Origin of the sequence: Streptomyces sp. NPDC008137 (assembly GCF_042957035.1) — a bacterium.
Taxonomy (GTDB): Bacteria; Actinomycetota; Actinomycetes; order Streptomycetales; family Streptomycetaceae; genus Streptomyces.
In genome coordinates this window covers 1-25869 of record NZ_JBIBHN010000039.1, presented here as the reverse complement: position 1 = coordinate 25869, position 25869 = coordinate 1, and the positions used below count along the sequence as shown (strand labels likewise).

The window sequence follows — 25869 nt, the reverse complement described above, 5'->3', positions numbered from 1 at the left end:
TTTGCTTTCCCTTTGCGGTTGGCTGCGGACTCGACCATCACGATCCGGGGGGATCCCAATGCACCGCACCATCCGCGCTGCCGTCTGTTCCGTCGCCGTCATCGGCCTCGCGCTCGGCGTCAGTTCGTGTTCCGAGGCGGTCGACCAGGTCGACAAGGCCGTGGACGAGACATATGAAGTCACCTACGAGGTGACGGGGAAGAACGTCGACTCGATCGAGTTCCACGGGGGCGGTGGCAAGGCCACGGATCCGAAGATCGAGTCGGTGTCCAAGCCCGAGCTGCCCTGGAAGAAGACGGTCAAGCTGCGCGGCATCATGCCGGCGGCGGTCATGCCGGTCGCGGCTGACCCCGAAGGCGCCCAGGTCGCCTGCAAGATCACCTACAAGGGCAAGGTGCTCGAGAAGCAGAGCGCCAAGGGCCTGGTGACCACGGGCGGTTGCACGGCGGAGTCCCCGGTCACCGGGTGACCGCGGGGAGGCCGGGGGGAGGGACCCCGCTGGGGGTCCCTCTGCGGGAGCCGAGCCCCACCGTCACCGGCGCCCCTGCCGAGTCCTCGGGCGTCAGCCGCATCCCTCCCGTCAGCGGTGTGCTCAGACACACCAGAAGTCGCGCGTTCTCCCACGCGGCCTGATCGCTCTTTCGCGCAATGCGCCTCGACAGACAGTGATGCGCGACTACTCTGTGCCGCATTGAACGGGCAATCTCACAGAGACGGCACGTTCACCAGGGGGGCGGAGGACATGCATGCTGCTGGAGCGATACGAACTCCATGAAGTCTGGGAGGAATACGACAACACCAGGTACTGGCGGGCCTTCGACGAGGAAACCTCCTCCGAGGTGTTTGTGCAGGAGCTGCGGCCTCGTGCCGCCCCGGCGCGGGACCGCCGGCCCGTCAAGGAATCGTTCGGCCTGCCGGGAGAGCTCAAGCGCCAGGTCCGTGTCCTGCCGACGGCCGACCGGCAGCACCTGCTGAACGTTCACGACGTCGTTGAACACGCGGGGTCGCTGTGGATCGTGATGGATCCTGTGCAGCCTCTCTCCTTGCATCATCTCCTACGCCAGCAGGGCAGGCTCGGCCCCGCAGGAGCGGTACACATCTGCGCGGAGCTGGCGGAATCCCTGGCAGAGTTACACAGCTCCGGCCTCGTCCACGGCCAGTTCGACCCGCGTAACGTCTTCTTCCGCCCGGACCAGACCGCGGCACTCGCGGGATACGGTCTGACGACCGATCCGCTCGGCGACGGCGGCCCATGGGTACGCCCCTGGCGCCCAGGATCTCCCTATACGGCGCCCGAGTTCGCCAGGAGTCGCGACATCCCGCCACGACCGACTCAGGCGGGAGACCTCTGGGCTCTGGGGATGACGCTGTACGAGCTCGCACACGGCCCTGCGGTGGGCCGCCGCTTTCTGGCCGCGAGCCCTCTGCGAGCGTTGCCGGACTCCCGGCCGCCCCGCGTCCGCGGCGAACGTGAGCTCACCCTCCTGCTCGGCATGCTGCTGGCACCGCACCCCGGAGCACGTAGCTCTGCCGATCCCGCCGTAGTGTCACTGCGCCGCCTGGCACTGAGCCATGAACCGCCACCCAGCGGACACTGGGCCGTGCCCAGCCGATTCCGCCGCCCGTTCGGTCAGCGCGTGCGGGACGCCCTGCTCAAACTGGGGGCCCGGGTCACCTCGCGGCTGGTGGCGGCCGTTCTCGTCGCTGTACTGGCCACGCTGCTCGGCATCCATCTCGCGGGAAAGTCGAAGGCCCACGGCTGGTGGGGCTTCGTGCTGCAGGGTGTTGTCATCGGCGTCGCCTACGCCATCGTGACGCTCGGGGCACAAGGTGCCATGTACGCCTGGGCCTACTGCGTCGAGCGGCGCCGCCGACGCCGTCGCGCACCAAGTCCGTTGCCCTCAGCCCCTTCCTTGCCGGCACCCCCTGCGGCTCGCACCGGATCGCTGCCGCAGTCTCCGGAATGCACTCCTCGCCTGACGGTTCGCGACCGGCGGGGAGTCACCGTGGGACGGCCCGTGCGGTTGGATTTCACCCTTGACGTGCCCGAGGGCCACCCCTGGCACCTGCCCGTCGGCAGGCCCGCCGAACTCGTGCTCCTCGCTCAGACGCACACCGCGGCAACGGTGACGCCACCCGCCGTCGGATACCGGGTGGCGCCCGTGGAGCGGGCGACCTTCCGCTTCACAGCCCACGAACCGGGGCACCATCACCTGCGCCTGACGGTGTACGACCGGCACCACGGTCTGGTACTGCAAGAGCTGGACGCCACGATGGAGGTCGACGGGCCCGGTGCGTACGGTTCCGTCACCCCTCGCACGCTGGAGCCATGAGTCCGTGGACGACGACCGCATCCCACTGACTGCGAAACGGAACGCGTCCCGGGGCTATCGGCGCCTTCCCGGGCCGCCCGTCAGCGAACACAAGGACCTCGTCGTCGTCTTGCGCTGTCCGCCCGGAGCGCAGCGGTCCACGATCATCATGTGGGGCAAGAAGCTCGAGGAGCCGCGTACCGGAGTGCACACGGTGGAACTGGCCAAGGGACGGGCGGACATCACAGCGCAGTGCGCCCAGCTGATCGCGGAGTGGCAGCGGTTCGTGGACTACGAGTCCGACACTGCGGGACGACGAGTGAAGGAGACGCCCTACACACACCTGGCCGACCTCAGCGGGCGGCCGGAAGGAGAAGTGCACGAAAACGTCGCTGAGTTGGCCTGGCACGGTGCTCGCTTTCTCACCCGGCTCCTCGAAGGTCACGGGCGAGTGGCGTCCTTCCGGGAACAGCTACTGGCTCTGCTCCGACACAAGTATCTCCGCATCCGCTTCGACTCGGACGTAGCCATACCCTGGCAGATGCTCGCCGTGCCCAGCGGTCCCGCGACGGCTGAACCGCCCTGCGAAGACGCGTTCCAAGAATTCTTGGGCCACCGCCATCAGATCGAGACCACATCACCCGACACCTACGACATGGCCTACTGGTATGAGGGAATCCGTTCCGAGCACGTGAGCAGCGTCAACGTGAACAAGAGCCTGATGGCAAAAGTTCCCAAAGCCAAAGACGTCGGGGACCTCCTCGCGAAGCGGACCCGGGTCACAGAGCGCTTCTTTCGCGCACAGCTGTTGAAGGACTTGAAGAATCCGGTCCTCGACGAGGACATCATGTACTTTTTCTGTCACGGAGGTTACGAGTACCAGAGCGGTCATGCCTGGCACAGCCTGCGACTGAGTGACGCCGCACCACTCGATCCCGACCATATCGACGGCCACCGTTCGCAATTCACCGAGAGCGCACAGGAATCCCCGGTGATCTTCCATCCGCTCGTGCTGCTCAACGTCTGCTCGTCCGGTGCGCCGGGCAACGACGGCAGCCTGCGCTTCGCTTCCGTCTTCGTCAAACACGGAGCGGTCGGAGTCCTGGCCCCGCACATCAGCATGCCTCAAATATTCGGTGCCGAATTCGCCCTGAAGTTCCTCGAACATTACGTCGTGGAACGGCAACGGGCCGGTGAAGCGGTGCAGAACTGCGTTCACTGGTTCGCCAAGACGTACCGCAACCCGCTCGCCCTGGCTTACAGCCTGTGCTGCGGACTCGACACCCGGCTGCCCGCCACGACGGAGGAGACCGCCGTATGAACGGAAGAGACCGCCGTATGCGACGACGCCTCGCCCGGCTCGGGCATCCCGCCATGGATGCGAGCTTTGCCACCGTCGACCTCGACAAGGACGGATGGCTTCTTTCCCCTGAGGGCGCCCCCGTCCGGGCCGACGAGCTCCACGATCATTTCGCCGACCGGCTCAGGCCGCCGGATTGGGCAACCGACATCATCGTCCATGCCCACGGCTGGCAGACCAGCCCGCCCAACTCGTTGCGTAGCGCGCAGCGGCTACTGCATCTGATGCACCAACAGCACGCTCTGCGGAAGGGGCTGTATCCCGGACTGGGCGACGACTACGCTCCGTGGACCGTCGTCGTGCGCTGGCCCTCTTCCTCGTCGCTGTCGCGAAGCGGCTACAGCAGGATCCGCGACCGGGCTCATGCGATGAGCGTCGGCGGCGGATACGCCTCCCACGTGCTGGGTCACCTCCTGGGCTATCTGGACAGCCGACGCGGCAATCCGAGGTCCGCCACATTGCAGACCGCAGGCGGCCAGTACCTGCATCTGGTCGGTCACTCCTTCGGAGGCCGCTTTCTGTGTGAGGCGGTCACCTGGGCGGCGGGAAACGCGGACGGCGGAAAGCTGGGATGGAGCGTTCCCACGCACCCCGCCCGTCCGTTCACGGTCGACTCCCTGACCGTCTTCCAGATGGCGGCGCCCGTATCGGCCTTCGACGCGTTGTTCGTGCAGTTGCGACCCGGCCCGCTCGGCCACGTCTCGCCCGTCGGCGGTCCCTTGGTCTTCACCCATTCACGTCATGACAGGGCCACCGGGTACTGGCACCTGCGCAAAGAGGGCGCACCCGGTATCGGCCACTCGGGCATGCGGTTGGCCGGCGATACTCCAGGGATCGCTCCGAGCGACGTGTGGCGGACGCGACTGCTGCCCGCCGACACGCCTTACCCCCGCCTTTCCCTGGACCACGTCTTCGTCAACATCGATGCCAGCTGGCTCTTCCGGAGCAGCCGCATCAATCCTGTGGGCGCGCACTCCAACTACTTCCACGCGGAGTCCGCTCATCTGCTGCTGAGTCTTGCCGACCTGTCCCGCCCGGAACCGGCTGCCGAGCCGGTCGTGCCGCGGAGCGCTCGGTCGTAGGAGCTTCAGCAGGGAGCGGTGACGTTGCCGCAGTAGATCCAGCCGTAGACGGTCAAGTCGGTGGCACGAGCGTGGGGTGGGGCGGCCGGCGGGACAAGGGGTTCGGGTGTCCGGGGGCGTCCGGGACAGCCGGGGCCGCTGACCTGCGGTGTCCGGGCGGTGTCCGGGGCGGTCGGCGATGCGGGATCCGGTCCGGCGGGGAATGGCAGACCATCGCGAGCCCGTCAGATCTGTTCGGCCTGTCGGACATTGTTCGAAACCTATTGACGCTGCCCTGGGCGTCGACTGAGACTCTCGCAACACACGTCACCCGCGTGTAACGGCAGGCCCACGGCAAGAGCTTGCCGTCGCCGCGCCGGCTCCTCGTTTCAGCGTTCCGCCTTGCCCGTCATCAGCCATGCCTCAGCAGGGAACCTCGACATGACGCACGTCGCACGATGCGCACGACTTCGCAGCCGCGCGAGACGTCGGGCGGGCCATCTCGCCGGACTGACCGCCGCGTCGATGCTGTTCACCCTCGCCGGACCCACCGCTTCCGCACAGGCGGCCCCCGCGGCACCGGCGGCCGAGGCCGCGGACATCACCGACGGCCTGGCCCTGTGGTACAAACTCGACGCGGGCGCCGGCGGCACCGTGACCGACGCCTCCGACAACGGCCGGAACGGCACGGTCAGCGGCACAGCCGACTGGTCGGCATCCGGTCAGGGGCTCGCCTTCAACGGGTCCGACACCTACATCAAGGTGCCGGACGACGTCATGAAGGGCATGGACGCGATCACCGTCTCCATGGACGTACTGATCGACTCCGCCCAGAGCACGCCCTACTTCCTCTACGGCTTCGGCAACACCAGCGCGGGCACCGGAAACGGCTACCTGTTCACCACCGGCAACTCCTTCCGCACCTCCGTCGCGACGGGCAACTGGTCGACCGAGCAGACCACCAGGCCGTCCGACTCCCACAACCTGACCCGCGGCGTCTGGAAGCACGTCACCTACGCCCAGACCGGCTCCACGGGCGTGCTCTACGAGGACGGCGTCGAGGTCGGCCGCAACACCTCGGTCACCATCACGCCCGGCGCCATCGGCTCCGGCACCACCAAGGCCAACTACATCGGCAAGTCCGTCTACGACGGCGACAAGCTCTTCAAGGGCCGGATCCGCGACTTCCGCGTGTACGACCGGGCCCTGGACGGCTCAGAGGTCGAGCAGCTCTCCCTCCCCGTCGCCACCCAGGGCGTCGCCGACGACAAGGAAGCCCTCAGCCTCGGCGATACCAGCGGCGTCACCTCCGACCTGGACCTGCCGAAGACCGGCCCGGCCGGCGGCTCCGCCATCAGCTGGGACAGCGACAACCCGTCCGTGGTGTCCGGCACCGGCAAGGTGACACGCCCCGAAGCCGGCTCACCGGACGGCCGTGCCACGCTCACGGCGACTCTGAGGAAGGGCTCCGTCACCGGCACCAAGACCTTCGACGTCAGGGTCCGGCCCGCGCTCGGCGACGGCGCCGCCACCCGGGAGGCTGCCGAGGCCCTCACGGTCCACAACCTCGACGACGTGCGCGGCAACCTCACCCTGCCCAAGAGCGGCAAGTACGCCACGGCCGTCACCTGGTCCTCCGCGAAGCCGGACGTCGTCTCCGCCGGCGGCGAGGTCAACCGTCCCGCGCACGGCGACGGCCCCGCCACCGTCGAACTGACCGCCACCGTCACCAAGGGCGAGGCGAAGGCCACCCGAGTCATGACGGCCAAGGTGCCCGAACTGCCCGCGGACGCGGCCCTCAAGGGCTATATGTTCAGCTACTTCACCGGCGAGGGCACCTCGGACGGCGAACAGCTCTACGCCGCCCTCAGCAAGGGCGACGACCCGCTGCACTGGCGCGAGCTGAACGACGGCAAGCCGGTCCTCACCTCCACGCTCGGCGAGAAGGGCCTGCGCGACCCGTTCATCATCCGCTCCCCGGAGGGCGACAAGTTCTACCAGATCGCCACCGACCTCAGGATCTACGGCAACGGCGACTGGGACGCCTCCCAGCGCACCGGCAGCAAGTCCATCATGGTCTGGGAGTCCACCGACCTGGTGCACTGGACCGACCAGCGCCTGGTCAAGGTGTCACCCGACAGCGCCGGCAACACCTGGGCGCCGGAGGCGTTCTACGACGCCGAGCGCGGTGAGTACGTCGTCTTCTGGGCGTCGAAGCTGTACGACAACGCCGACCACTCCGGCGACACGTACAACCGCATGATGTACGCCACCACCCGCGACTTCCACACCTTCAGCGAGCCCGAGGTCTGGATCGACCGCGGCTACTCGGTCATCGACTCCACGATGATCCGGCACGACGGCACGTACTACCGCCTGTCCAAGGACGAGCGGAACAACAGCTCCTCCACCCCCAACAGCAAGTTCATCTTCCAGGAGAAGAGCGACTCGATCCTGAACCCGTCCTGGACCCCGGTCGCCGAGGGCATCGGCAAGGGCGCGATGAACGCCGCCGAGGGACCACTGGTGTTCAAGTCCAACACCGAGGAGAAGTGGTACGCGTTCCTCGACGAGTTCGGCGGCCGCGGCTACATCCCGTTCGAGACGACCGACCTCGACTCCGGCACCTGGACGCCCTCCACCGGCTACGACCTGCCCGCCAAGCCCCGCCACGGCACGGTGCTGCCGGTCACCCAGGCCGAGTACGACCGGCTGCTGCGTGCCTACCAGCCCGACCAGATCGTGAAGAGCGTCGAGGACGTGTCCGTGAAGACCGGGATCGGCCGGGCACCGGTGTTGCCGGCCACCGTGATCGCCGAGTACGCCGACGGCGCCAAGCGTCCCGTCGCGGTCGCCTGGGAGGACGTACCGGCGTCGAAGTACGCCCAGGCAGGCACTTTCACCGTGACGGGCAGCCTGCCGGACGGGACCGCGATCCCGGTCCGGGCCGAGGTCACCGTGTCCGAGGAGGGACCGGACGTCCCCGCCGACCTGCTCCTGCACTACGCCTTCGACGAGACGAGCGGCAGCATCGCCCGTGACTCCAGCGGGCACGGCTACCACGGCACCTACGTCCGCACGCCCGACTTCGGCACCGGTGTCGAGGGCGGCTCGTTCAAGATGTCCGGCGACTCGTCGAGCTCGCCGTACGTGAAGATCCCGAACGGTGTGCTGAAGAACGCCGACAGCGTGACGGTGTCGACGTACGCCAAGTGGAAGGGCGGCAGCAGCTTCCAGTGGCTGTTCGGACTCGGCCCCGACAGCGACAAGTACCTGTTCGCCACCCCGTCCAACGGCGGCTCCAGCCTCTACTCGGCCATCACCAAGGCGAGTTGGTCGGCGGAGTCGAAGCTGACGGCGGGCTCGCAGCTCACGCCCGGCCAGTGGCGGCACGTCACGGTGACGCTGGACGGCGCCACCGGCACGATGGTCCTCTACGCCGACGGCATCGAGGCGGCCCGTACGACGACCACCATCAAGCCGTCCGAGCTGTACAGCGCGGCCAAGGACTACAGCGGCTACATCGGCCGGTCCCTGTACGCGGCCGACCCCTACTTCGGCGGCGAGGTCGACGACTTCCGCGTCTACGACCGTGCCCTCACCGGCACCGAGGTCATGCGGCTCAGCGGCAACACGGCGGGCATCGCCAAGGTGACGCACCCGGCGCTCAAGGTCGACGCGCTCGTCGACAACGCGAGCGGTTCGATCACCCTGCCGATGAAGGCGGGCACCGATCTCACCGCGCTGGCACCGGAGTTCACGCTCGCCGAGGGCGCGACGATCAGCCCCGCCTCCGGCAGCGTGCGCGACTTCACCAAGCCGGCGACGTACGAAGTGACCGGATCCGACGGCAAGAAGCGCACCTGGAAGGTCTCGGCACTGATCATGAAGACCCCGGTCCTGCCGGGCCTGAACGCCGACCCGAACATCGTGCGCTTCGGAGACACCTTCTACATCTACCCGACGACCGACGGCTTCGAGGGCTGGAGCGGCACACAGTTCAAGGCCTACTCCTCCACGGACCTGGTCCACTGGAAGGACCACGGCGTCATCCTCGACCTGGGGCCGGACGTCAGCTGGGCGGACAGCAGGGCGTGGGCGCCCGCGATGACCGAGAAGGACGGGAAGTACTACTTCTACTTCTGCGCCGACGCCAACATCGGCGTGGCCGTCTCCGACTCGCCCACCGGGCCGTTCAAGGACGCCCTCGGCAAACCCCTGCTGAAGGCCGGAGACTTCCGCGGCCAGATGATCGATCCGGCGGTCTTCACCGACGACGACGGCAAGCAGTACCTCTACTGGGGCAACGGCCGCGCCTACGTCGTCCCGCTCGGCGACGACATGACCTCCATCGACACCGCGAAGGTCACGGACATCACCCCGAGCGGCTACAACGAGGGCACCTTCGTCATCAAGCGCAAGGGCACCTACTACTTCATGTGGTCGGAGAACGACACCCGGGACGAGAACTACCGCGTCGCCTACGCGACCGGCCCCTCGCCCACCGGCCCGTGGACCAAGCAGGGCGTGATCCTGGAGAAGGACCTGTCCCTGGGCATCAAGGGACCCGGACACCACTCCGTCGTGCACGTCCCGAACACCGACGACTGGTACATCGCCTACCACCGCTTCGCCATCCCCGGCGGCGACGGCACCCACCGCGAAACCACCGTCGACAAGCTGGAGTTCGACTCCGACGGCCTGATCGAGAAGGTCGTCCCGACCCTCGGCGGCATCGACCCGGTCACCGTCGTCCACGCCGGGCCGGACGCCACCGGCACCGAGGGCGAGCCGGTCACCCTCACCGGCACGGTCTCCGGGGCGGGCGCCCCCAAGTGGACCGTCCAGGACGGCGCCCCCTGCACCGTCAAGGACCCCGCGGCGGCCCGCACGACCCTCACCTGCACCGATGACGGCACCTTCCAGGTCACCCTGACCGGTGGACGCGGCACCGACACCACGACCGTCAAGGTCGCCAACGCCGCCCCGGCGATCACATCCGCCAAGGGCCCCGGCACGCCCCTCCCGGTGGGCAAGGCCGCCGTCGTCACCGCCTCCTTCGACGACCCGGGCACGGCCGACCGCCACACCTGCACGGTCGACTGGAAGGACGGCAGCCGGCCGACGACCGGCACGGTCACCGACACCGGCTGCCGCGCCGCACACGTCTACGACGACGCGGGCATCCACCGCCCGGTCGTCACGGTCACCGACGACGACAATGGCACGGACACCAGCACGCTCGCGGAGCTGGTCGTCTACGACCGCACGGCCGGGCCCGCCGTAGGCGCCGGCACGATCACCTCACCGGCCGGGGCCTACCCGGCGAAGCCGGGGCTGTCCGGCAAGGCGGCGTTCACCCTGCTCGCCCAGTACCGGAAGGGCGCCGACGCCCCCACCGGCAAAGCCACCTTCGTCTTCGGCCCGGCCCGGCTCACCTTCCGCTCGACCGGCTCCGACTGGCTCGTGGTGAACGGCTCCCAGGCCGTCTACCAGGGCACCGGCACGGTGGGACGCAAGAGCGGCTACGCCTTCAGAATCACCGCCACCGACGGCCCGGACACCTTCCGCATCAAGATCTGGAAGAAGTCCACCGGCGACGTCCTCTACGACAACAAGACCGGGGCCAGGACGAAGGGAGCCGTGTCCATCGGCGACCAGGGTCATTAGGTCGTGTCGTCGACTCCACACCGCCGGGCCGCTTCGATCACATCGGCGAGTCGAGCTCAGCCCGGCACCGGATCTTCGGAGAACGCCGGCGGTGGTGCGGTCTTGGGAACCAGCGCACGGATGGAGGGGGTGGCCACCATGGCGAGGGTGGCGAGGAGGATGAGCGCGGCGGCCGCGTAGAGGGTTGCCCGGAGGCCGAGGAGGAGTACGGCGGGTCCGGCGGCGAACTGGGCGAGTGGGAGGGCGAGGTAGGAGCCGAGGTCGTCGTAGGCGTAGACGCGGGCGAGACGGTCCTCGGGGATCTGCTCGTTGAGGGTCGCGTACCAGGCGACGCCGGCCTGCTCGACGCCCATGCCCGTCACGAAGTTGGCCACGACCAGCAGCCAGGTGTACGGAGCGAGCGCGAGCAGCAGCGGGGTCGTCGCCGTCAGGCCCATCAGCGCGCAGCCGACCAGGATCGCGCGCCGGGGCCGCCATCTCAGCGACAGTACGCCGCCGGCGACCGCGCCGAGCGAGCCCGCGGCGACGGCCAGGCCCCAGCCGGTGCGGCCGATCCCGGTGCTGTCGGCGACGGCCGGGCCGAGGACGGTGAACGAGGCGGTGACACCGGCGTTGAGGAAGCAGAAGGCCACCACGATCACCCACACCCAGCTCCGGGAGGTGAACTCCTCCCAGCCGACGCGCAGTTCATGCACCACGCCGGGGCTGGGCGCGGGCAGCGCGACCTGGACGCGGACCAGCGCGAAGCACACCGCGGCGAGCGCGAAGCTGAGCGCGTCGACCGCCAGCCCCCAGCCGGGGCCGACCACGGCGACCAGCACGCCGCCCAGCGAGGCGCCCACGATCATCGCGCTGCTGCCCGCGATCCGGGAGAGCGCGAGGGCGGCGCGGCGGGACTCGGCCGGCACGGTCTGGGGCAGCAGGGCCTGGGCGGCGGGCTGGTAGCAGGAACCTGCCGCTCCGTTGACCGCGGCGAGCACCATGAGCAGGGGGATGCCGGCGCTGTCGGTGAGGACGAGGGTGGCGACCACCGCCTGGCTCGCGGCGCTGACCACGCTGCTGGCGACGAGCAGCGGACCGCGCGGCAGCCGGTCCGCCAACACCCCGCCGTACAGCAGGAAGAGAATGCCGGTGAGGGAGTGCGCACCGACCACCAACCCGAGCGAGCCGACCGAGCCAGTGGCGTCGAGCACGGCGAAGGCCAGGGCGATCGGCGTCACCGCGTTGCCGAGCAGGCTGGCCGTCGTGCCGATGAAGAGGTGCCGGAAGGAGCGGTGGCGCAAGGGCGCCAGGGCGGCAGACATGCGCCTGATCGTCGGGGCTGGGCAGCGCGCCCGGCAACAGGTTTTCAGCGCACCGGGCCGGGCGTGCGGCTGCCCACGCCTTCCGGTCAGGCGAGGTTCTTGGTGAAGAACTCGTCGAGCCTGTCGAAGGGGATGACGTCCTTGCGGTCGTACAGGTCGACGTGGTCCGCGCCCGGGACGACCACGAGGTCGATGTTGTCGGGGGACTTCGCCCGGACGTCCTCGGAGTAGTAACGGGAGTGTGCCTCGGTGCCGGTCACCATGAGGGCCTTGCGGGGCGCCAGCATGTCGAGGTTCGTCATCTGCTGGAAGGCGAAGAACGACATCGGCGTGGTCGCGGTCCACGCGGTGGTGGAGTTGATCGAGCGCGGGTGGTAGCCGCGCTCGGTGCGGTAGTAGTCGAAGAAGATCCTCGTGACCGGGTCGGCGTCCGCCGGGAGGGTCTTGGGCAGGACGCGGTCCGAGGGGGCGACATCGCCGTTCCCGTCGAAGGGCACCTCGTGGGACCCGCGCGCGAAGGCGCCCTGCTCGGCGTCGGTCCAGCGCTGCCGGCTGAGGTGGTCCACGACCTTCTGGCGCTGCTCACGCGTGTAGAAGTCCTCGTGACCGCGGGACATGCTGCGCGACATGTCGTACATCGCGGACGTGGCGACCGCCTTGATACGGCTGTCCGCGGCCGCCGCGGTGAGCGCCATACCGCTCAGGCCGCAGATGCCCTGCACACCGATCCGCTCACGGTCGACGATCGTCCGCAGGCCGAGGAAGTCGACGGCGGCGCTGAAGTCCTCCGTGTAGATGTCGGGCGAGGCCACGTCGCGCACCGTGCCGCCGCTCTCCCCGGTGAAGGAGGGGTCGAAGGCGAGGGCGACGTAGCCGCGGCGGGCGAACTCGTTGGCGTAGAGCCCGGAGGACTGTTCCTTGACCGCGCCGAACGGGCCGCTGACCACCAGGGCCGGCAGCTTGCCCTTGGCATTCCTCGGCACGTAGAGGTCTCCGGCGACCTCGATGCCGTAGCGGTTGCTGAACCGCACCGAAGTCCGCTTGACGTTCTTGTCCAGCGCGAAGGTGTAGCCGCCCTTGCCCGAGGCCTTGCCCTGTCCCGTGGTACCCGCGGCGGGGCCGGTCTCCGCACCGAAGGAGGGCAGAGCCGTGAAGGAGGCGGCGGTGGCGGTGCCGGTGGCGGCGATCAGTCCGAGCGCTTTGCGACGTTCCATGGAGTGGACCTCATATCCGGTCGATGGAGGAAAAACGCGAAGGTCGGTGGTGTCGTGACCCAGGCGCGATTCCAGAGAACCGCTTCCGCTCCATACGTGGCAGGTCGCGTTTATGGGGGGTACAAGCTCGACCCCCCACCCCGCGGGCTGTGCGGGGAGCGGAGCACGAGCAGGGTGATCTCGCTGGGGGCGAAGAGACGGAACGGCGGGCCCCAGAAGCCGGTGCCGCGGCTGGTGTAGAGGAGGGTGCGAGGGCCGTGGTGGCTGAGGCCGGCGAGGACGGGCTGGTCGAGGCGGACGAGGTGGTGGAAGGGCCAGATCTGGCCGCCGTGGGTGTGGCCGGAGAGCTGGAGGTCGATGCCGGCGGCTGCCGCCCGGTCGACGAACTTGGGCTGGTGCGCCAGGAGCAGGACGGGCAGGTCGGGGTCGGCGCCGCTCAAGGCTCCGGCGAGATGGGCGCGGTGGCCCGCCAGGCCGGAGGACTCGGCGGTCACGTCGTCCACGCCGGCGACCACGAGGGTGTCGCCTCCGCGTTCGAGCAGCAGATGGCGGTTGCGCAGCGGCTCCCAGCCCAGCTCGTCCATCAGGTCGACCCAGCCCTGGGCTTCGCTGTAGTACTCGTGGTTGCCGGTGACGTACACACGGGCGTGGGTGGCCCGTACGGTTCCGAGCGGGACGGCCTGGGCGCGGCGGCGTTCGGCCGTGCCGTCCGCGATGTCGCCGGTGTGGCAGACCAGGTCGGCTTCCAGAGTGTTCACCGTCTCGCACACCCGTTCCGACCAGCGGGCGCGATCGAGCGGGCCGTAGTGGGTGTCGGTGATGAGGGCGACGCGGATGCCGTCCAGCCCGGCACCCAGTCGCGGGAGTTGCACGTCGAGTCGGCGCACCCGTGGCACGCGGCGAGCCTCGCGGTACCCCCAGGCGAGCAGTACGGCGGTGACGCCGAGGACGGCCCAGGTGACGATGCGGGCGCGGTCCTGACTCTCCCCGACGCCGGCCACGGTCAGGGCGAGCCGCAAGAGGACGCCGAGCAGCACGGACCAGGTGAACAGGACCCAGCTGGTGCCCAGCAGGGTGTCACCCAGGATCGCCGCCCTGTCCTGCTGGCGCCGGCCGTGGCCGCGCACCATCGCGAGCGGCATGCATATGAGGCCGAGGGCGAACAGCGCGGTGCCGGCCAGCGCGACGGGCAGCGGCCAGTGCTGGCCGGTGTGCAGGAGCACCCAGCAGGGCACGGCCCACAGCAGGACGGGGGCGATCAGGGGGATGAAGCGCATCAGGCGGTGCAGTCGGCTCTGCCGCGGGGTGCGCGTTTCACCCTCGGCGGACCGGGTGTCGCTCGTGTCGGTCACGCTTGCCCTCTCTGACCAGGCTGCCTTCTCGCGCACTGTATCCGGTCGCCGCTTTGGGCCGGCCGGACCGGTGACAGGGCGCTACTGCCCCGGCCTGCCTCGATTCAGGCTGATGCGGTCTCTCAGGCCTTCGGCTCCGCGAAGGTCGCGCCGTCGATCACGAAGCGGTTGCGGACGTCGCCGGCGAGGACCCGCTCAGGCGGAGTTGACGTCCTGCGCTCGATCAGTTCGATGTCGGCGGTCATACCGTGCTCGACTTCTGTGGCGAGCACGGCCTCGGTGCCGAGGTGGAGGTCATCCCGGCCGAGAAGATCAACGAGGCGTATGAGCGGGTGCTCGGCTCCGACGTGCGGTACCGCTTCGTGATCGACATCTCAACGCTGGTCTCCTGACCCCGGCCGGGCCCGGCCTCCTCGGGGTTCGGTTGTTGGGCCGTGAGTGCGGGCGCACACTGCTCGAATGGAGCCCGCGGGTGGGGACGACAACGGGTCGCTGGTGGAGCAGGCGTTCCGGCAGGCGACCCGCTCGATGTCGATCTTCGGCACCGACCAGCGCTACCTCCGGCTCAACCAGGAGTCCTGCCAGGTCATGGGGGTCGAGGAGGATGTCCTGCGCGGCCGCGTCCATCCCTACGGCGTCCCGCGGACGTGGACCAGCAGGGCATGCCGCAGGCGCCGCGGGACGTGCCCGCGACGGGCAAGCCGGCGCACTACGAGAGCTTCACCCGGGCCCCGTCCGGCATCCGGGAGCACGCCTGGAACGTGATCCTGTGGCCGGTCTTCGGCGACGCGGGCGACGTGTGCGCGGTGGGCATGGCCGCCTTCGACAGCAGTGAGCAGCACTGGGCGCGGCAGCGCCTCGCGGTCCTCGACGAGGCGGCCGTGCGGATCGGCAGGAACCTCGACCTCACGCGCACCGCGCAGGAGCTCGTCGCACCAACGCGTCCTGTGACCCCGGGCGGGTCAGCTGACCGGAAGACCGACCGCCAGAGTCAGTTCAAGGGCCCGGTGTGGCGATGCGAGATCCGGAAACAGCTCCCGCAGCTGCGACATCCGGTACCGGACGGTCTGGGGATGGACGAACAACGCCGCCGCCACCTCCTCCCGCCTGCCCTGGTGCAGCAGCCACGCCCGCAATGTCTCCTCCAGTCGCCGTGCGGTCGCGTCAGGCAGGGTCCGCAACGGTGCGAGGGCTCGGTCGCGCAGGTCCGCGTACGCGTCCGCGTCGGCGCTCAGCACCAGCTCGGGCAGGTGCTCCTCGGTGTCGCGGATGTCGGAGGAGAGGGAGCGCGCGCGTACGGCTCGTTCGTACGAGGCGGACGCACGCGTCCATGGCCGGGCCGGGCCGACCACGGCGGTGCGGTCGGCCAGCTGCCTCAACAGATGTGATCGGTCCGCATCGGGGACGAGCAGCACGCCCAGGGCGTCCGGCAGATCGTCGAGGACGAGGGTGCTCGGGTCGAGCGCGCGGTGGGCGGGCCGGGCCTGAGCGGCGGGCACCAGGACCGCCGTCAGCGAAACCGGAGGCTGCCACCCGGCCCGCTGAACCGAGGCCAGCAGCACGTCCGGGCTCGCGCCGACGAGGAGGTCGCGGGCCAGCTGTTCCAGGTGGCGCTCATGAACCCGGCCCCGGGCGGCCAGTTCGTCGGCGTGGCCCGCGGCGCTCGCGGCGGAGAGCTCGTCGATGTAGGCGAAGGTCAGCTCGGCGAACTTCGCGACCTCGGCGGCGGGCAGACCCGCGGGTACGGCACCGGCGGCCAGGCATCGCCAGGCCACGCGTGCACCGACGCGGTAGGCGCTGAGCAGGGCGTCCATCGAACGGCCGTCACGCACCTCGCCGCGGCCCAGCTCGTAAGCCGCGTCACCGGCGTCGCCGCTCGTGGCGTTCCCGCTCGCCACGTCCAGGTAGTGACCCAGGGCGGTGCGGACGGCTCGGCGGATGGTGGCGCCCATGTGGCCCGAGAGGGCGTTGGCGTAGGGAGGGACCTCGTCGATGATCGCCTGCACGACCTCGTCGGCGGTGGTCTTCAGCGCGGCCCGAAGTGCCGTGACCGTCGTGTCATCCAGGGCCAGCTCGGTGGCCCTCCGGATTACATGGCTCATGTTTTGTTCCCTGTGAACAATTCGGCCGACCAGATTCACATCTTACGGACAGGACTTTACGCCCTGAGGCGCATCAAGCTGGAGTCATGACGAGTGCAGCCCTCCGCAGCAGGGCGTGGAAACTACTGGAGATGGTCACGACGCCGCTGCTGCCGTCGGACTACCTCGACCTGGTCAGCCCGCTGCGCGCGGGCGCGGACCTGCGTGGGCGCATCGAGGCCGTGCACCCCGAGACACGTGACGCCGCGACCATCGTGATCAGGCCGGGACGAGGCTGGCGCGGCCACACAGCCGGTCAGTACGTGCGGATCGGGGTCGACGTCGACGGGGTGCGCCTGTGGCGCGCCTACTCCCTCACCTCGCCGACCAACCGCCCGGACGGCCGCGTCACGATCACCGTGAAGGCGATCCCGGACGGCAAGGTCAGCAACCACCTGGTCCGCAGGGCGAAACCGGGCACGCTGATCCAGCTCGACCAGGCAACCGGTGACTTCGTGCTGCCACAGACCAAGCCCGCCAAGGTGCTCTACCTGACGGCCGGCAGCGGCATCACGCCGGTGATGGGCATGCTGCGCGACACCGAGTTCGACGATGTCGTCATGGTCCACTCCGCGCCACAGCCGCACGACGTGATCTTCCGCGACGATCTGCACAGCCTGGTCGCGGAGAAGAAGCTGCGTCTCACCGAGCTGCACACCGACACCGACGGCATGCTCGACATCGCCCGTCTCGACGAACTCGTCCCCGACTGGGCCGAGCGCGAGACCTGGGCCTGCGGACCCGCGGGCCTCCTCGACGCCGCCGAAAAGCACTGGAGCGAGCACGGCATCCCGGAGCGCCTGCACACCGAGCGCTTCCGCCCCAGCGTCGTCGCCACCGGCGACGGCGGCGAGGTCACGTTCAGCACCACCGGCAAGACCGTCGACGCGGACGGCGCCACGCCGTTGCTGGACGTCGGCGAGGAGGCCGGCGTGCTCATGCCGTCCGGGTGCCGCATGGGCATCTGCTTCGGCTGCGTCACGCCGCTCAAGGCGGGCGCCGTCCGTGACCTGCGCACCGGCGAGATCACCGAGGCCGAGCCGGGCGTCCTCATCCAGACCTGCGTGTCCGCCGCGGCGGGCCCCTGCGACATCGAACGGTAGGAACAGCTTGACCGCCATCGACCCCACCGCCCACCTGACCGCGGAGCAGATCGAGGAGCTCGGCCGCGAGCTGGACGCCATCCGCGACGAGGTGATCGCGGACCGCGGCGAGAAGGACGCCGCCTACATCCGCAAGGTCATCTCCGCGCAGCGCAAGCTCGAGCTGGTCAGCAGGGGCGTGCTGCTGTTCTCGTTCTTCCCGCCCGCGTGGCTGATCGGCACCGCCGGTCTGTCCGTGGCGAAGATCATGGACAACATGGAGATCGGCCACAACATCCTGCACGGCCAGTGGGACTGGATGCGGGACCCGAAGATCCACTCCACCACCTGGGACTGGGATCACGTCTCGCCGGCTGATCAGTGGAAGCACTCGCACAACGAGCTGCACCACACGTACACCAACGTGATCGGCAAGGACAACGACCTCGGCTACGGCATCATGCGCGTCGACGAGGACCAGAAGTGGCACCCGTTCCACCTCGGCCAGCCGCTGTGGAACTTCATCAACGCCTGCTTCTTCGAGTACGGCATCGCGGCGTACGACCTGGAGCTCGGCAAGAACCTGCACAAGCGCCGCCGCAAGAACCCGGAGTTCCGCGCGCGGGCCAAGGACGTGGGCCGCAAGATCCGCAAGCAGGTGCTCAAGGACTACGTGATCCACCCGCTGCTGTCGGGCCCGTCGTTCCTCACCACGCTCGCCGCCACGTTCACCGCGAACCTGGTCCGCAACCTCTGGACCCACTCAGTGATCATGTGCGGTCACTTCCCCGAGGGCGTGCAGGTCTTCGAACGCCGGTCGATCAAGGGCGAGACGCGTGGCCAGTGGTACCTGCGCCAGATGATGGGCTCGGCGAACATCAGCGGCAGCAAGGCCATGCACTTCATGACCGGCAACCTGTCGCACCAGATCGAGCACCACCTGTTCCCGGACCTGCCGAGCAACCGGTACGCCGAGGTCGCGGTGAAGGTGCGCGCGCTGTTCGAGAAGTACGAGCTGGAGTACGTCACCGGGCCGCTGCCCAAGCAGGTCTTCTCCGCGTGGCGCAAGGTCTTCCGGCTCTCACTGCCGAACAAGAAGCCCAAGGTCAAGACCCCGGACCGAGAGCAGGAACTCGTCGCGGCCTGATTCCCGGCATGGGTTCAGATCATTCGGTGTGGGCTGCTCCGGCACGTTCACTGACTCATTCGCGAGCTGGGCGCACAACTGACGGCGGTCCGGGGCGTGGTGAAGCCGACGGCCGGGGAACGGGGGGCCGGACGGGGTCGGCACTGACGGCCACGGTGTGCTAGCGTTCGCCGTTTGCAGGGTCGCTGTGCCGGTGCTCCGTTCGGTGTCCCGGGCTGGTGACCGCGTCCCCGCCGCGCCTTCCTCGGTACGGTCCCTCGGAGGAAGGCTTTCTGTGAGCGAATCAGCACGTGGCGATGGTCGGCGGCAGGGATGTTTGTCCGAGGCGGCGAGCCCCACTTCGGCGCTGCCCACGCTGGCATCCTTCGCGCAGCTGGGGCTGCCGGCCGGGATTCTGCGGACGCTGGACGAGCACGGTGTGACGGTTCCCTTTCCGATCCAGGCGGCGACGCTGCCGGACGCGCTCGCGGGCCGTGACGTCCTGGGCCGCGGCCGCACCGGATCGGGCAAGACGCTCGCGTTCGGCCTGGGGATGCTCGCCCGGACGGCCGGGCGGCGCGCGCAGTCCAAGGAGCCGCTGGCGCTCGTCCTCGTGCCCACCAGGGAGCTGGCGCAGCAGGTCGGTGAGGCGCTCACCCCGTACGCCGAGGCCCTGCGGCTGCGGCTCGCGACCGTGGTGGGCGGCGTGTCCATCGGACGGCAGACCGCCGCGCTGCGGGACGGCGCCGAGATCGTCGTCGCCACCCCCGGCCGCCTGCACGACCTCATCGAGCGCAAGGGCTGCCGACTGGGGCGGGTGCGCATCGCGGTCCTGGACGAGGCCGACCAGATGTGTGACATGGGCTTCCTGCCGCAGGTCACCGAGATCCTGGACCAGGTGCGTCCCGACGGCCAGCGGATGCTGTTCTCGGCAACCCTCGACCGCGACGTCGACCAGCTGGTGCGGAGCTACCTCCGAGACCCCGTCGTGCACTCCGTGGACCCCTCGTCCAGCGCGGTGTCCGCGATCGAGCACCATGTCTTCGTCGTGCACGGCCCGGACCGGTACGCCGTGACCACGGAGATCGCCGCGCGGGACGGCCGCGTCCTGCTGTTCCTGGACACCAAGCACGGCGTCGACCAGCTCACGCGGCATCTGCGGGCCAGCGGAGTGGCCGCCGCCGCCCTGCACAGCGGGAAGTCCCAGCCGCAGCGCACCCGGACCCTGGCCCAGTTCAAGAACGGGCAGGTCACCTCGCTGGTGGCGACGAACGTCGCCGCACGCGGCCTGCACGTCGACGACCTCGACCTCGTGGTCAACGTCGACCCGGCCACCGACCCGAAGGACTATCTGCACCGCGCGGGCCGCACGGCCCGGGCCGGCCGCTTCGGCACCGTCGTGACACTCGTCATGCCGGGACAGCGCCGCGAGACGAGCCAGGTCATGGCAGACGCCGACGTCGCTCCCAAGGTCACCAAAGTGCGGTCCGGCGAGGCGGAGCTGAGCCGGATCACCGGCGCCAAGGCCCCCTCAGGAGAGCCTCTCGACGGCGGGCCTGCCGTAGCGCGCCCCAAGAACCGCAACGCCCCGTTCCGCGGCCTGGGCAGCACCAAGGACGCGAAGAGCGGCTCGGGTGGCAGGTCGCCCCGGAAGAGCAGCGAGGCCCGCAAGCTCGCGGAGGCCCGCAGGGCTGCCCGGGTGCGGCGCGGCGGCTGAGCCGTTCCCATATGGGTGAACGCGTCACGGGCAGCGACGACTTGGCCCACCCAGCCGGAGCGGGCGGCCGACCTCGCCGAACCGATCAAGCCGAGGTTGCAGGACACCGACCTTGCGCGGCAGACGGTCGGTGTCCCGGAAGCGGTCTGCGTCGACTCGATCACGGACCAGCCCGGCTCGTGCTGCCGGGCTGTGGCTCAGGCGTCGATGATGACGGGGATGATGAGGGGCTTGCGGCGGTGGGTGCGGAACGCCCAGTTCGCCACGGCGCGAGCGAGGAGCTGTTCGAGTTGGCGGGCGTCCCCGACGCCTTCCTCGGCGGCGGTCGCCAGGGTCTTCTCGATGACCGGGATGACCGGTTCGAAGGTGGTGTCGTCGTGGACGAAGCCGCGGGCCAGGAAGTCGGGGGCCTCGGCGAGGGCGCCGGTGTCCGCGTCGACGATGGCCACCACTGTGACAACGCCTTCCTCCGCGAGGGTGAGGCGGTCCTTGAGGGACGCTTCGGTGGCGCCCCCGACTTCCATGCCATCCACGTAGACGTTGCCGGCGGGCACCTTGCCGGTGATGGAGGCCCGCCCGGCGACGAGGTCGACGACGACGCCGTCCTCGGCGATCACGACACGCTCGGGATCGACGCCGGTACGGATGGCGAGGTCCCCGTTGGCCCGCAGGTGGCGCCATTCGCCGTGCACGGGCATGACGTTGCGCGGCTTGACGATGTTGTAGCAGTAGACGAGTTCGCCGGCGCTGGCGTGCCCGGAGACGTGCACCTTGGCGTTGCCCTTGTGGACCACGTGGGCGCCCCACCGGGTGAGCCCGTTGATCACCCGGTAGATGGCGTTCTCGTTGCCCGGGATGAGGGAGCTGGCGAGCAGGACGGTGTCGCCCTTGCCGATGCGGATCATGTGGTCGCGGTTCGCCATCCGTGACAGCGCTGCCATCGGTTCGCCTTGGGAGCCGGTGCATACCAGAGTGATCTTGTGGTCCGGGAGCTTCTCCAGCTCCTTCGTGCTCACGACAAGACCGGACGGGACCTTCAGATAGCCCAGGTCACGGGCGATGCCCATGTTGCGGACCATCGACCGGCCGACGAACGCGACCTTGCGGCCATGCTCGTGGGCGGCGTCCAGGACCTGCTGGATGCGGTGCACATGGCTGGCGAAGCTGGAGACGATGACCCGGCGGGGCGCGGTGCGCATCACCTGCTCGATCGCCGGGTTCAGCTCACGCTCGGAGGTGGTGAAGCCGGGCACTTCGGCGTTGGTGGAGTCGGTGAGGAACAAATCAACGCCCTCCTCGCCGAGGCGGGCGAAGGCGCGCAGGTCGGTGATGCGGTCGTCGAGAGGGAACTGGTCCATCTTGAAGTCGCCGGTGTGCAGCACCATGCCGGCGCCGGTGCGGATCGCGACCGCGAGGCTGTCCGGGATGGAATGGTTGACCGCCACGAACTCGAGGTCGAAGGGCCCGAAGCCGCGCCGGTCGCTCTCCCGCACCCGCACCGTGCGCGGCCGGATGCCGTGTTCCTTGAGCTTGGCCTCCAGGAACGCGAGCGTCAGCTTGGAGCCGACGACGGGAATGTCGGACCGCTCGCGCAGCAGGTACGGCATGCCGCCGATGTGGTCCTCGTGGCCGTGGGTGAGGACCACGGCCACGATGTCGTCCAGCCGGTCCCGAATCGAGGTGAAGTCCGGCAGGATCACGTCCACGCCTGGCTGGGTCTCTTCGGGGAACAGCACGCCGCAGTCGACGATGAGCAGCTTGCCGGCGTACTCGAACACGGTCATGTTTCGGCCGATCTCACCCAGGCCGCCCAGGGCGATGACCCGCAGCCCTCCTTCGGGAAGGGGTGGGGCGGCTTTCAGTTCGGGGTGTGGATGGCTCATACCTTGACGGTACCCGGAGAGGGGAACGAGATGATCCATTGCCTGTGTGATCTCTCCGTCCGTCGGAGCGCTGCACCCGCAGCGGCTGCCCCGGGCCGACCGCGTTGCGTCGGCAGCCAGTACAGGGCGTGGTGAAGGCGGGACCGCCTTCCGTCGACAGCGGGTGAGGCGGCGAGGCCCCGCCGAGGAACATCCTGACGGGATCTCGGTGCGACATACTTTCCCGATGAGTTCACGCACGTCCCCGATCAGCGGGCCGATCACGATCCGGAGGGCTGTCGCGCGGGATGCCAAACGGCTCACGCGGCTCGTACGGGGCTCAGGCGCCTACGAGGGTAAGTACGCGGCCGCAGTGGCGGGCTACCGGGTCGGTCCTGATTACATCGAAGCCCACCGCGCCTTCGTAGCCGTCGGTGCCGACGAGCATGGAGGCCGGGTCCTCGGGTTCTACTCGCTCGTCCTTGCTCCACCGGAGCTCGATCTGCTGTTCGTCGCCGACGAAGCGCAAGGGCGTGGTATCGGACGGCTGCTCGTCGCGCACATGCAGTCCGAGGCCCGCGCCGCCGGGATCGACCGTGTCAAGGTCGTGTCGCATCGTCCCGCCGAGGACTTCTACCACAGCGTCGGTGCAGTGCGGACCGGGACCGCGCTCGCGAACCCGCCCGCCGTGCCGTGGGACCGTCCCGAATTCGAGTTTCGCATTGCTTCGGCATGACGGTGGTGTGCTGGTTCGCAGTCGACGCTGACCAGGTAAAACGGTAGTTGGCGCAGCCTTCTGTCGGGGGCTGGTCCGGAAGTGGTCCGGATCTTGGTCTGGCGGCGCCGGTTCGCACCATGCTGGGGCTGCAGTGCGAGCGATTGGGAGGGGGCGGGATCGTACGGGGCAGATGGTTGGCGCGGACGCCGGCTGTCTGGGATCGAGGGTGTGGTGGTGGACCCGCGGCCTGCTCTCGTGCGGAGTCGGAAGTCGCGCCCCGGCGTCGGCCGAGCCGCAGCAGGCGAATGGCTCGGCAGATGACCGTCGACCTGGCCTCCGTGCTCGCCGGGGCGCGGATCCTGGGTGGGCTGACCGTGCCCGACTCGGGCATGGCGGGGTCCACCGGCCATCGCCCTGGCCGAGGGCGGCGCCCGGTGCGCCGAGGCCACCTTCCGCACACCCGACGCCGAGCGGGTGGCGTCACCGTCTCGTAGCCCTGGGTCTGGCGGGTAGCCACCCGGAGCCACCACGCGCTTCACTGCGGACGAGGTGGCGGACGCCCTCGCCTGCCTTCATGCCCCCGACGACCATTGGCGACAGGCCTCCGACGAGGCTCTGCCCGCGCTCGCGGACCTGCGCGGCCAGGGAGTGATCGGCGCGATCGGTGCCGGGATGAACCAGTCCGCCGTGCTCGCCCGCTTCCTGTGCGATACCGCCGCCGACGTCGTGATGGTGGCCGGGCGCTACACCCTGCTCGACCAGTCGGCGCTCGACGATGTCCTGCCCGCAGCTCGGGAGCACGGCAAGAGCGTCGTCGCGGCCGGCGTGTTCAACTCCGGGCTCCCTCCCGCGACCGGCCCACTGCCGATATGACGTACGACTACGAGACAGCCCCACCGAACCTCGTCCACCGGGCGCTGGCCATCGCCGAAGTGTTCGAGCGGCACGGCACCACACTGCCCGCCGCAGCCATCGCCTTCCCGCACACCCACACCAGCGTTGTCAACGTCACCTTGGGCATGCGCACGTCCGACTAGGTCGGACGGAACACGGACCTCCACCGTCAGGGCGTCCCCGAGGCCCAGTGGGACGACCTGCGCGACCAGGGCCTGCTCAGGCCCGACGTACCACGGACAGCGCCCGCGGCTCCCTGACACGGGCTGACACCAGGTCCCCCGGCATCGTCGGGATCGCCCCTGGCAGACTCTTCGGTCCACATCTGGGTCAGGGCCAGAACCTCAGCGCGTGGACTACCAGGAAAACGCAGAGCGTCAGCTGCACCGCCCCGATGACTCGGGGCCCGATCCGCAGCAGCACGACAGCCGTTACGCCGACCGCCAGGGCAAGACCGCCGAAACCCAGGACGGGCCCCCAGTCCAGGGGCGGCGCGCTGGTCGCTGTCTGTCCGGAACCGGCGTCCATCCGGCCCAGCCTCCGGACGGTAAGAACGATGACGACCAACAGCGCGGCCGCCACGTCCGCCATCAGTACGAGAAGCAGGAGACAACCCGAGGTGACGGCACTCACTCCGCGGGAGGGCTCGTTGTCGGCGAGTTCGGGCATGACTCAACGATCGCGCGGAATGCACTCTTCCGGACGGTCCGTCACCGACCTGCAACCCTGGTCTCGGTGACGACGTCATGCTCACGGCGGGTGGTGTCGCGCGGGACGACCTCCCCGGACAGAACACCTGGCCGCCTTCGTCCAGGACCGCGACGGAGGTGAATCAGGCCGGGTCGTCGTCATCGGGCTGGATGACGACGAACGTGTTGTCCGAGTCGTTGAGGTCCTCGATCAGCATGAACAGCGCGTCCTCGGACGGGTCATCGGCGTGGTCGCCGCTCTCACTCTCGGCCCGGTAACACGCAGCCCCCATCGGCCCTGTCTCCCCTCAACCCGCTGACTGACCGCGGCAAGAATGACATGTGGGACCGACACTTCCGGCAGGTCACAGCCATTCGTTGATCGCCGCGACGAGCACAGTGGCCTCAAAGCGGACCGCGAGTTTGCCGAACCGGGTCGCCACCGCCCGGTTCCGCTTCAGCCGGTTGATGCCGCACTCGACCGCATGCCGAGCCTTGTAGTCCTCACGGTCGAAGGCCCAGGCCGCCCGCCAGACATCCCCGACGCTTGCGGTGGCCTGCCTGATCGGCAGGTTCTGGGATCGTGGAGCGGATCCCGCGTCGCCGCAGACACGCGCGGTTCGCGCGCGACGAGTACGCCTTGTCGCACCGCACCCGCAACGGACGGACCCGTGGCCGGCCCAGTCCAAGACGAGGAACCCGGATGGCTTCCAGCACGGCCGTGAACTGCGGGCTGTCTCCCCGATGCCCGGCTGTGACCAGCAGCGACAACGGTCTCTGTCCCTGTTTCGCAGGCCAGGTGAATCTTCGTGGTCCAGCCTCCGTGGGACCGGCCCAGCTCGGCCTGGTTGCCGCCCGGCGGTTCTTTCTGGGCTTGGTCGTCCCGCCGAGCACCGGCCGCATGCTGGTGGGCCCGGCAGATCGTGGAGTCGACGTTCACGTCCCAGGTAATCAGACCCACGGCGTCCGCCCGGGCCTGCAGCCCGGTCAGCACCGATGACCAGACACCACTTCGCTGCCGGCGACGAAAGAGCCCATAGACCGTCTGCCAGGACCGTACTCCGTCGGCAAATCCCGCCACGGAGCAGCGGTCCGAACCCGCCGGCGGATCCCGTCGGCCAATCGCCGCCGGCGCATCGACGGTCTGCCCAAGACCGCAACCGGCAACAACGGCTCCAGCACCGCCCACTGGTCATCTGAAAGATCCCCTCGCCCCACACCGAGATCATCACGGCACGAGGCGAGACACGGACCCCAGTTCTAAAACACGGTCTAAAGGGTGTTGCAGAAGGCTTGGTGGCGGGCATCTTGCCTGTATGGGTGGGGTGTTGAGGGCTGAGCCGGTGTGGGTGGAGACGTTCACCGGG

At 69.2% G+C, this 25869-nt stretch carries 16 protein-coding genes and 4 pseudogenes; 11 read left to right on the top strand and 9 right to left on the bottom strand.

What is annotated here, in order from left to right; all coding sequences use genetic code 11:
- Window positions 1–58: 58 nt before the first annotated feature.
- The 5 genes from ACFZBT_RS36755 to ACFZBT_RS36735 all read left to right on the top strand — a co-directional run bounded on the left by ACFZBT_RS36755 (window position 59) and on the right by ACFZBT_RS36735 (window position 10403).
- Window positions 59–469 carry an MmpS family transport accessory protein gene (locus ACFZBT_RS36755; protein ID WP_391113502.1) on the top strand — a complete coding sequence of 137 codons (411 nt, stop codon included), beginning with the start codon at window positions 59–61 and terminating at the stop codon, window positions 467–469.
- A gap of 277 nt (window positions 470–746) precedes the next feature.
- Complete coding sequence (locus tag ACFZBT_RS36750) at window positions 747–2333, top strand: protein kinase (RefSeq protein WP_391113500.1); 1587 nt, start codon at window positions 747–749, stop codon at window positions 2331–2333.
- A 4-nt stretch (window positions 2334–2337) separates the two neighbouring features.
- Window positions 2338–3633: a hypothetical protein gene (locus tag ACFZBT_RS36745; protein ID WP_391113498.1), complete on the top strand. Its 1296-nt coding sequence runs from the start codon at window positions 2338–2340 to the stop codon at window positions 3631–3633.
- Entirely contained in the window at window positions 3630–4754 is a 1125-nt protein-coding gene (locus tag ACFZBT_RS36740; RefSeq protein WP_391113495.1) for a hypothetical protein, read from the top strand. Before ACFZBT_RS36745 ends, ACFZBT_RS36740 begins: the two co-directional genes overlap by 4 nt.
- Window positions 4755–5174: 420 nt before the next feature.
- Window positions 5175–10403 (top strand): family 43 glycosylhydrolase, encoded by a 5229-nt coding sequence (locus ACFZBT_RS36735; RefSeq protein WP_391113493.1) that lies wholly within the window; start codon window positions 5175–5177, stop codon window positions 10401–10403.
- A 56-nt stretch (window positions 10404–10459) separates the two neighbouring features.
- Here the strand turns inward: ACFZBT_RS36735 and ACFZBT_RS36730 are convergent, their stop codons facing one another.
- From ACFZBT_RS36730 to ACFZBT_RS36715, 4 genes are all read right to left on the bottom strand, one after another.
- A complete protein-coding gene (locus tag ACFZBT_RS36730; RefSeq protein WP_391113489.1) occupies window positions 10460–11707 on the bottom strand; it encodes an MFS transporter in 1248 nt (415 codons plus the stop codon).
- 86 nt (window positions 11708–11793) lie between these two features.
- A complete protein-coding gene (locus ACFZBT_RS36725) occupies window positions 11794–12921 on the bottom strand; it encodes a CocE/NonD family hydrolase (RefSeq protein WP_391113486.1) in 1128 nt (375 codons plus the stop codon).
- A gap of 110 nt (window positions 12922–13031) precedes the next feature.
- On the bottom strand, window positions 13032–14273 hold the full coding sequence (locus ACFZBT_RS36720) for a metallophosphoesterase (RefSeq protein ID WP_391113483.1): 1242 nt from the start codon (window positions 14271–14273) through the stop codon (window positions 13032–13034).
- 122 nt (window positions 14274–14395) lie between these two features.
- Entirely contained in the window at window positions 14396–14518 is a 123-nt protein-coding gene (locus ACFZBT_RS36715) for a hypothetical protein (RefSeq protein ID WP_391113480.1), read from the bottom strand.
- A gap of 3 nt (window positions 14519–14521) precedes the next feature.
- Between ACFZBT_RS36715 and ACFZBT_RS36710 the strand changes: the two are divergent.
- Window positions 14522–14665, top strand: a pseudogene (locus tag ACFZBT_RS36710) (alcohol dehydrogenase); the annotation flags it as partial.
- A 570-nt stretch (window positions 14666–15235) separates the two neighbouring features.
- On the opposite strand, the gene ACFZBT_RS36705 reads toward ACFZBT_RS36710, so the two are convergent.
- Entirely contained in the window at window positions 15236–16375 is a 1140-nt protein-coding gene (locus tag ACFZBT_RS36705; RefSeq protein WP_391113477.1) for a helix-turn-helix domain-containing protein, read from the bottom strand.
- Window positions 16376–16461: 86 nt separating this feature from the next.
- Here ACFZBT_RS36705 and ACFZBT_RS36700 point away from each other — a divergent pair, with 86 nt between their 5' ends.
- The 3 genes from ACFZBT_RS36700 (at window position 16462) to ACFZBT_RS36690 (ending at window position 20339) form a co-directional block, all read left to right on the top strand.
- Window positions 16462–17517 (top strand): FAD-binding oxidoreductase, encoded by a 1056-nt coding sequence (locus tag ACFZBT_RS36700; protein ID WP_391113474.1) that lies wholly within the window; start codon window positions 16462–16464, stop codon window positions 17515–17517.
- 7 nt (window positions 17518–17524) lie between these two features.
- A complete protein-coding gene (locus ACFZBT_RS36695) occupies window positions 17525–18643 on the top strand; it encodes a fatty acid desaturase (protein ID WP_391113471.1) in 1119 nt (372 codons plus the stop codon).
- 316 nt (window positions 18644–18959) lie between these two features.
- Window positions 18960–20339 carry a DEAD/DEAH box helicase gene (locus ACFZBT_RS36690; RefSeq protein ID WP_391113468.1) on the top strand — a complete coding sequence of 460 codons (1380 nt, stop codon included), beginning with the start codon at window positions 18960–18962 and terminating at the stop codon, window positions 20337–20339.
- A 197-nt stretch (window positions 20340–20536) separates the two neighbouring features.
- Here ACFZBT_RS36690 and ACFZBT_RS36685 read toward each other — a convergent pair whose 3' ends face one another.
- On the bottom strand, window positions 20537–22222 hold the full coding sequence (locus ACFZBT_RS36685; protein WP_391113465.1) for an RNase J family beta-CASP ribonuclease: 1686 nt from the start codon (window positions 22220–22222) through the stop codon (window positions 20537–20539).
- A 226-nt stretch (window positions 22223–22448) separates the two neighbouring features.
- Between ACFZBT_RS36685 and ACFZBT_RS36680 the strand changes: the two genes are divergently transcribed.
- The gene (locus ACFZBT_RS36680) at window positions 22449–22937 is read left to right on the top strand and encodes a GNAT family N-acetyltransferase (RefSeq protein ID WP_391113462.1); all 489 of its coding nucleotides are present in this window, start codon (window positions 22449–22451) and stop codon (window positions 22935–22937) included.
- A 552-nt stretch (window positions 22938–23489) separates the two neighbouring features.
- Window positions 23490–24073, top strand: a pseudogene (locus ACFZBT_RS36675) (aldo/keto reductase); the annotation flags it as partial.
- Between the two features lie 70 nt (window positions 24074–24143).
- On the opposite strand, the gene ACFZBT_RS36670 reads toward ACFZBT_RS36675, so the two are convergent.
- From ACFZBT_RS36670 to ACFZBT_RS36660, 3 genes and pseudogenes are all read right to left on the bottom strand, one after another.
- Window positions 24144–24482 carry an inner-membrane translocator gene (locus tag ACFZBT_RS36670; protein WP_391113460.1) on the bottom strand — a complete coding sequence of 113 codons (339 nt, stop codon included), beginning with the start codon at window positions 24480–24482 and terminating at the stop codon, window positions 24144–24146.
- A gap of 41 nt (window positions 24483–24523) precedes the next feature.
- Window positions 24524–24795: pseudogene (locus tag ACFZBT_RS36665) on the bottom strand (hypothetical protein).
- Window positions 24796–24867: 72 nt separating this feature from the next.
- A pseudogene (locus tag ACFZBT_RS36660) lies at window positions 24868–25720 on the bottom strand (IS5 family transposase).
- Window positions 25721–25869: the final 149 nt, after the last annotated feature.